Below are 8,149 nucleotides of genomic sequence, written 5' to 3'. Positions count from 1 at the left end.
GAACCTCGCGAGCGTCACGCACACACGAACGCGAATGGGGCTGCCCGAGACGTGGCCTCTCCGCCGACCAGGATGGCCTGGATGGAGGCCTAGCGTTGATTCGTACTCGAGCTGCCCCAACGCTGGGTGCGTGAACAATGGGTCTTTCGTCGCCTTGGTTCGAAACGTCGAGAGAGAGGTTCGTGGCGCGAGCGGATGGCCCTCGCGCCGAGACGTCGAAACAACCCGTCGCTTCGCGATCGCTCGAAGAGCGAGCTTATCGAAGCGACGAGGAACGCTTACTGAAGCGTGCCGCCAAGCTTGGTCGCGAGCTGCTGCGCCTGCGTGCACTGATCGACGTAGCGCTGCGCGGCGGCGCCCTTGCAGATCATCTTCTGGAAGGACTGGAGCTGCGACATCGCCTCGCTCTTCTTCGGAGGCGAGAGGCTCGCGTAAGCGGCGCCGAGATTGAAGAACGCGATCTGCTGGCCAGCTTCCTGGCAGTTGCCGCACGCCTTCTTCGCGGACTCGTACTCGCTCACGGCCTTCGTGAGGTCATGCTTGCGATCGTAGATGTCGCCGAGGATCGAGTGCACCGCGAAGAGCGCCTTGTCGCCTTCCTTCGCGAAGCCGATGCCCTGCGTGAGAACCTGCTCGGCCATGTCGACGTAGTTGAGGCGGATGTAGAGGTCGGCGAGCGGACCGTAGAAGGCCATCTCGTCCGGCTTCGTGTTGATCGCCTTGGTGTACTCCTCGAGCGCCCCCTTCTCGTCGTCGAGATGGAGAAGAACTTCGGCGAGCTCGAAGTGAGCGTCGGCGAGGTTGGGATCGAGTTTGATCGCCTCTTCGAGCGGCTGCTTCGCATCGGCCCAGCTGGTGGGGCCCTTCGCCGCCTGACGCGCGAGCGCCATGCCGTGCTGGAAGAAGTAGTTGCCGTAGGTGGGCGCGATCTTCTCGGCGCGCGCGCAGGTCGTCGCGACCTTGTCCCACGCTTCCTTCTTCGTGTAGGCGAGCGCGAGCTTCCAGAGGATCTTGTGGTTCGACGGATCGAGGTTGGTCGCCTGCTCGTACTTCGAGATGGCGCCGTCGATGTCGGTGGCCTTCGACTTGTCAGCCTCGATGGCGAGGTTGACGGCTTCGATGTTGTTGCGGCTGCAGCCGGCGGTGAGCGCCGACACAAACATCGAGGTGGCGAGCGCGACCGCGCCAACCTTGCCAACATTCATGGATCCGAAGAACGAGATCTTCTTCATGGCGGCCGGGGAGTGTAAGTGAACGAAGCGGGTCTACAAAGCGGAAAGACTGAGGCATCGAGTCTTCGAAGCGCCTCCGACCGCCTCCTCTCTCGCCCTGCTCCCGGTCTCCCCCTGGCTACGGTCCGCCCCACGGTCCGGGCTATCCAGTCGGAGCGGCGATGAGCGCATGACGCTGGACGAATCGCCCTCGGCGCCCCGGGAAATTCGGCTCGGCGACCGATCTCCGTGCTCCCCCATGCTCCCGCCATCCCCCTCCTCGTCGAATGGTTGGGGTGCGGGACAGGTGGGGTTCGCCCACGGGCGAGCACCTCCGACGGTCGGCCGAGCGAGGTCGCTTGACGGCCTCCGTGTCTCCGAGTCGCACGCGAGCCGACCGGACACGGCGACCCGCGTGTCGAGCATCCGTGAGAGGACGCACGCGCGGGTCGCTCGGCTTCGAGCGTCGCGTTCTCGAGAGAGAGTCGCAGTGCGCGATGCACGCTTCGTCGAACTGCGCTCGTCACGGCTCTCCGTGCTCACGTCGTAATCATGATCACGCGCCTGCGGATGCATCGATCGTGAGACCACGCATGATGCATCGCCTCCTCTTCTGACTCGGGGTGACGGCACGCGCGGCGGGCCCCACCCGTGACTCGTTGGACCACCACTCGTCGACGAAGCACATGGTTTCGTTCGCTCTCACGGACCGCTCATCGGACATACAGCTCTCACTCATTTCGACTTTTGCGTGACCCGTCTGCGTCGCCACGACGACAAGACGGCGGAGGCAACTGCAATGAGCCGTCGGCGTCAGGTGACGTCGGCGACAGGGCTCGTCGCAGCATGTCGATTGTCGTTGAGCGCAGGGCGTGGTCGAGCCGTCGTCGACGGAACGATCGTGCACGTCCTCGCTCCGGGGAGTGTTGGAATGAAGAAGCTCTTACCTTTGGCAGGCGTCGTATCGGCCATCGTGCTCGCTTGCGCGGCGAATCAGACGAACGTCGACGATGAACCGTCGCCGGATGCAGGCACGCCTGACACGCCCCTGGCGACGCCGGATGCAGGGGGCACGACGCCGACCTCTCCGCCAGAGAAGCCGGATGCCGACGCGGGACAACCGGTCCCGGACGACGAGCAATGTGGCGATGGTCACGTCGGAAAAGGCGAGCAGTGTGACGACGGCAACAACGCGTCAGGTGATGGGTGCTCCGCGACATGCACCGTCGAATCGGCCGGTCCTGCAGATCTCTGCCCCGGCACCGCGATCTCGCTGAGCGGCACCGGCGCCGATCCGCGCAAGGGCAGCGTGACGGGAACGACCGCCATGACCTACGGCCAGTACTCCGGGACGTGTGGCGGCGGGAACGGCAAGGAGGCCGTGTACGTCGTCACCTCGGACGTCACGGGGCTCCTCACCGCGAAGCTCACGAGCGTGTTCGACTCGCTCCTCTACGCACGACGAACCTGCGACGACGCGAAAACGGAAGCGAGCTGCAACGACACGGCGGGCAACCAGGGCGGCGAACAAATCAAAATCGCCGTCTCGCAGAACCAGCCCGTCTATCTCTTCGTCGACGGATACGCGGCCTCGAGCGGCGACTTCACGCTCGACATCCAGGTCGACACGGCGTTCTGCGGAAACGGCATCGCCGAAGCTCCCGAGGTTTGCGACGACGGAAACACGCTCGCCGGTGACGGCTGCGCCGCGGATTGCACGTTCGAGGCCGGCGGCATCCTCGACGATTGCCCCGGGCAAGGCTTCGTCATCAGCGGCACCGGAACCGCCCCTCGGAAGGTCAGCTTCGCCGGGACGACGACGGGTCTGAAGTCGAACACCGTGTCGCCGCTCCTGTGCACCGGGGCCGGCTACAACACGATTTATTCGATCACGCCCGACGTCAACGGATCGCTGACGGCGAAGCTCGTCGCGAGCTACGACAACGCGACGCTCCACATTCGCACCGAATGCGACGTCGCCGATACGCAGCTCGATTGCAAGGAGGCGACCGACCCGCTGCAGGTCCTCGAGATCACCGTACCCGCCGTCGCCGGTCTTCCTCATTACGTCGTCGTCGACTCCTCGTCCTCGACGTACAACGGGGCCTACGCGCTCGACGTCACCCTCACACCGGCCACGTGCGGGAACAAAGTTCTCGACGGCGCCGAGCAATGTGACGACGGAAACACGACGGCCGGCGATGGCTGCGGCGCCGATTGCAAGCTCGAGCCGGTCCCCCCGGGAACCGACAACTGCCCCGGTGCCGCCCTGCCCCTCGCGGCCGATGTCGGTGGAACCTATTCGGGTGTGGTCACGGGTTCGACGGCAAATCTTGCTGCGGACCTCAAACCCAAGACGGCGCAGGGTGGATGCTCGACGGCCAATACCGCGAAGGACGCGGTCTACGTCGTCACCTCCCCTATCTCGGGGAAGCTCACCGCAACGGTCAGCGGCTCGTTCGACTCGATGGTGTACGTGCGAACGGCGTGCGATGCAGACGCCGCCGCGTTCACCGACCTCGCATGCGCCGGCAGCATCGACGGAAACGGTGCCGAGACACTGACCGCGCCCATCCTCGCGAACACGCCCGTGTACGTGGTCGTCGATGGCGAGGCCACCGCCGCAGCAGGTGTGTTCGAGCTACGGCTGTCGGTCGCGCCGGGCACGTGTGGCAACGGCGAGCTCGAAGGCGGAGAAACCTGCGACGACGGCAACCAAGCCGACGGCGATGGCTGCAGCGCCGCGTGTCAGCTCGAAGCGGTCACAGGCCATGACACGTGCGCGAACGCCGAGGCGATCGCCTTGGCTGCCGTCGGCGATGGCACGTATTCGGCAACGGTGGTGTCGGGCACGACGAACCTCACCCATGATCAGACGTTCACGGGATGCGCGAGCGCAGGCCGCGACGCCATCTACCAGATCGTCGCGCCGATCGACGGCGTCGTCACCGCGAGCGTTCCGGTCGCGGGCTTCAACGTCTCGCTCGGAGCGCGCACGGCAGCCACGTGCCCGACCTCCACGACGGGAACCGCTCCGCTCGTCTGCGCCAATGCAAGCTCGGACGACGGGCTGGAAGAAATCAGCTTCTCGGTCGTGGCCGGCCAGACCTACGACCTCATCGTCGACGGCACGACAGCCACGGAGTTCGGCCCCTTCACCATGCTCGTTCGCGTGCGCCCGCCGGGCTGCGGCGACGGCCTCCTCTCCGGAACCGAGTCCTGTGACGACGGGAACCTTGTCACCGGCGATGGCTGTTCGCCCACCTGCACGGTCGAGACGCTCGCAGGCATCGACACGTGTCCTGGCTACACGATGTCGCTCACGGGCACGGGAACCGAACCGCGGGTCGGCGTCCTCACGATCGACACGTCGGGCCTCGTCGCCAACTACGCCGGAAGCTGCGGAGGAAGCAGCAAGGACGGAGTCGTCGTCGTCGTACCGCCGATCGACGGCAAGCTGACGGCCAAGCTCACCGGCATCACCGATCAACCGGTCCTCTACGTGCGCACGGGTTGCAACGATCCGACCACGGAGAAGGCCTGCGACGACGACCAACCGAACGCCTCGACGACATCGCGAGACATCAGCATCAGCGGCGTCAAAGCCGGAACCCCCTATTACCTCTTCGTCGACGGCTACAACGGCTCGGCCGGAGTGGCGCGTCTCAACGTGACGGTGACGCCATGAAGATTCTCCGTTCGGTTATCGCGCCTTCGTCACGGACGTTTCGAACGGCGTTCTTCCTGCTCGCGCTCGGAGCGACGACCTCGGCGGCCATCCTCGCCTGCGGAAGCAGCGACGACGAACGCGTCACGTTCGACGACACACCCGAGGCGGAAGCTCCCCCGCCGAGCCTCACGACGGGCGACGCCGCCCCCCTGACGGATGCCTTGTCGCCGTGCTTGACGGAGACGCTCGCGGCGGAGGCCGTGCCTCTCGCCATGTTGCTCGTGATGGATCGTTCCGGCTCGATGAGCTCCCCGGCCGGCAACACCAAATGGGATCAAGCACGCCGCGCGATGATCGCGTTCGCGGACACGCCCGGCATGAGCGATACGAAGCTCGGGCTGACGGTCTTCCCGCCCGACCCGAATGCCGGCGACCAGTGCCTTCCGTCCTCGTATGCCCCCATCGTCCCGATCGCGGCTCTCCCCGCCAACGCCATACCCATCAAGAATGCGCTCCTCGCGCGAAGCACGACCGGCTCGACCCCGATGTCCGGCGGTCTTCAGGGCGGCATCGACGCCATGAAGGCGTACCTCTCGCAGAACGCGAACGAGGAGGGCGTGATCATCCTCGTGACCGACGGCGACCCTGGCGCGTGCACGGGCGACACGGTCTCGAACGTGACCACGATTGCGCAAACCGGCGCGAAAGGCAGCCCGAAGATCCGCACGTTCGTCGTAGGCATGGATGGCGCCACCTTCACGAACCTCGACAAGATCGCGGTTGCGGGTGAGGGAGCAGCGACGGCGTTCAACGCGAGTGCGGTGGCGACCGACGCCGGCGTCACGGCGCAACAGCAGCTGCTCGACGCACTCCAGAAGATTCGGAGCAACGCGTTGGGATGCGAATACGTGCTTCCGAGCGTTCAACCCTCGAAGGGCGTGCTCGATCCCGACTCGGTCACGATCGACTTCACCCCCGGCGTCAACGATCCGCCGCAGACGTTCCGACGGGTCGACGGCTTGGACGACTGCGGGGCAACGACCGGTGGCTTCTATTACGACGATCCGGCCAACCCCCAACGGATCGTTCTCTGCCCCGCGTCCTGCGAGGACATTCGTGCCGGCACGCTCGAAGCGAAGCTCGACGTCGTCCTCGGCTGCATCCAGATCACCCACTGAGCTCGGCGCTCCCTCCTGCGAAACCAACGGGAGGGAGACCGATTGCGAACGAGCGCTACGAGGACGCCGACCTCTCAACCCTTCAACGTCGTGTCGAGCAAAGACACGAGCGTCTTCCAATGCCGCTCCGTCGCGGCCTCGTCGTGGACCGGCGCATCGCGGAACACCCAACCGTGCTTCGCCGGATACGTCTCGATCGTGTGTTCGACCCCCGCCTTGGTGAGCGCGTCCTCGAGGCGCGCCTTCATCTCGTCGGGAAAAGAGCCGTCTTCGATCGCGCCCGCGACGTACACGCGAGATTTCATCTTCGGCGCGAGGAGGTGCGGACTATCCGGCGCGTCGCTGGCGAGGCGGCCTCCGTGATACGAGGCCGTGGCCGCGATGCGATCCGGATAGGTGCCCGCGGCCGTCAGTGACATGAGTCCCCCCAAGCAGTAGCCGGTCGTTCCAATCCGCCCCGGCTTCACGTCCGGCTGCGCAGCGAGCCAATCGAGGAAGTAACCGACGTCCGCCATGACGTTCGCCGGCGTCGCCCGCGCGAAGAACTTCTCCATGAGCACTTTGCGCTTCTCGGGATCGGCGAAGACGGTGTGCGGGTCCATCGGCTCGTAGGGACCCGAGCGATAGAAGTAGTCCGGGAGGAGCACGAAGTAGCCGTACGTTGCGAGGCGCTCGCCGACCTCGAGCATCGCAGGACGAATGCCGACACCATCCATGAAGACGAGGACAGCGGGCCAAGGTCCGGCACCGCTTGGACGGTACACGTAGCAGGGGCAGAGACCGTCTTTTGCCTGGACTTGGATTCTGGTCATGCGCGCGAGTCTCCCATGCGAGCCGCGCGGACTCCACCCATGAACCTAGGTCCACCGCGACGAACGGGCGCAGAGCACTCTCGAAGTCATCCGTTCGTGCCGCGAGGTCGATACGCTCGCCTACTGAACGCAGAGGACGGACGCGGTCTTGCTCTGGGCGACGAGCTCGTTGCGGCCGTCCTGGAAGTTCATGACCAACATCGTACTGGGATCGTTGTTCATGTTCGTCATCGACCAGATCTCGGTGCCTCCGGTCGTGCCGAAAAGCGGTGTGAGGGCCGGCGATGCGCGGCGCTCGTCGACGAGCGTCTGCAGCTCGTGCATGAGAGGAACCCGGAACCCATTCTTGTTGTTGATGAGCAATCGCGAGCAGTAGGTCCGCGCATCGAGGAACGTGCGCGCCGAAACAGTATCGGCTTGCCACATCAGGTTCGTCACGCTGTCGAACACCGTTCCGACTCCGCGCGAAAAACGTTCCGACGGCCCGTTCGTATCGTTTCGTCCTCCGCGCACGCAGCGCACGTGATGCAACTCGAACTTCGGGCGCTCCTGCACCGTGCCCATATCGAAGTTGACCGCCCACGCGCTCGACGTGTCGTCCGCGTAGGGCGACGCCGTCCAGAAAGCGTCGCTGGGCGTCTGGAAACGAGCGCTCGCCGTCGGGTAGAGACCGTACTGGACGATCGAGAGCTGCTCGATGCGCGTCGGCAAGCGCCAGTCCGCGAAGCCACCGGCTCGAAGCTCCACGCAGACCTGCGGAGCGTCGCTCCATGCAACGGGATCGGGCGCCGGGGCAACCGGCCAACCGAGCCCCGTCTCGGTATCGAAGATGGCGTCGGTCACGTCCGAGCCGTAATCGGCGTAGTTGGAGGGAAAGGACGCCCCGCTGATTCCCCAGCTAGACCACCTTCGATCGACGCTCGGTGCCCCGCCCGCGTCCGCTTCGGCATCGGGTGTCCCGCCCTCGGCCATGACGTCATCGCGCTCGTCCCCATTCGTGCCTGCGTCACGCAGCGCGCGATCGGTATCGAACCCGATGACCGCCGCGCACGACGCAACGACGGGCAGTACCAAGCCAACGAGTATCGTGCGGAGGAGGCGCGCCACGGAGGGTTCCGATCGCCGAGTCGGCTCGTTGAGCTTATCGCACTCCGGGGCGCGGTGCCCTCAGCAAGACGAACGCCGGATGCGAGAGCTCGCGACTCTCACATCCGGCGCATCGAATTCAGCCGCCCAGCGAAGCCCAGCGACCTCTGGTCATTGCTCGTCGAGGACGAG

General features: G+C 65.5%; 5 protein-coding genes. 2 read left to right on the top strand and 3 right to left on the bottom strand.

What is annotated here, in order from left to right; all coding sequences use genetic code 11:
* Positions 1-278: 278 nt before the first annotated feature.
* Positions 279-1,232: a tetratricopeptide repeat protein gene (locus tag AKJ09_RS30355; protein ID WP_146651359.1), complete on the bottom strand. Its 954-nt coding sequence runs from the start codon at positions 1,230-1,232 to the stop codon at positions 279-281.
* A gap of 910 nt (positions 1,233-2,142) precedes the next feature.
* Between AKJ09_RS30355 and AKJ09_RS30350 the strand changes: the two genes are divergently transcribed.
* Positions 2,143-4,899: a DUF4215 domain-containing protein gene (locus AKJ09_RS30350; RefSeq protein WP_240488636.1), complete on the top strand. Its 2,757-nt coding sequence runs from the start codon at positions 2,143-2,145 to the stop codon at positions 4,897-4,899.
* Entirely contained in the window at positions 4,896-6,059 is a 1,164-nt protein-coding gene (locus tag AKJ09_RS30345; protein WP_146651357.1) for a VWA domain-containing protein, read from the top strand. Before AKJ09_RS30350 ends, AKJ09_RS30345 begins: the two co-directional genes overlap by 4 nt.
* A gap of 74 nt (positions 6,060-6,133) precedes the next feature.
* Here the strand turns inward: AKJ09_RS30345 and AKJ09_RS30340 are convergent, their stop codons facing one another.
* Both AKJ09_RS30340 and AKJ09_RS30335 read right to left on the bottom strand, forming a co-directional pair.
* Positions 6,134-6,871 (bottom strand): dienelactone hydrolase family protein, encoded by a 738-nt coding sequence (locus AKJ09_RS30340; RefSeq protein ID WP_146651356.1) that lies wholly within the window; start codon positions 6,869-6,871, stop codon positions 6,134-6,136.
* Between the two features lie 120 nt (positions 6,872-6,991).
* A complete protein-coding gene (locus tag AKJ09_RS30335; RefSeq protein ID WP_146651355.1) occupies positions 6,992-7,978 on the bottom strand; it encodes an Lcl C-terminal domain-containing protein in 987 nt (328 codons plus the stop codon).
* Positions 7,979-8,149: the final 171 nt, after the last annotated feature.

The organism is Labilithrix luteola, from assembly GCF_001263205.1.
GTDB lineage: Bacteria > Myxococcota_A > Polyangia > Polyangiales > Polyangiaceae > Labilithrix > Labilithrix luteola.
This window is presented reverse-complemented; position numbering and strand designations above follow the sequence as displayed.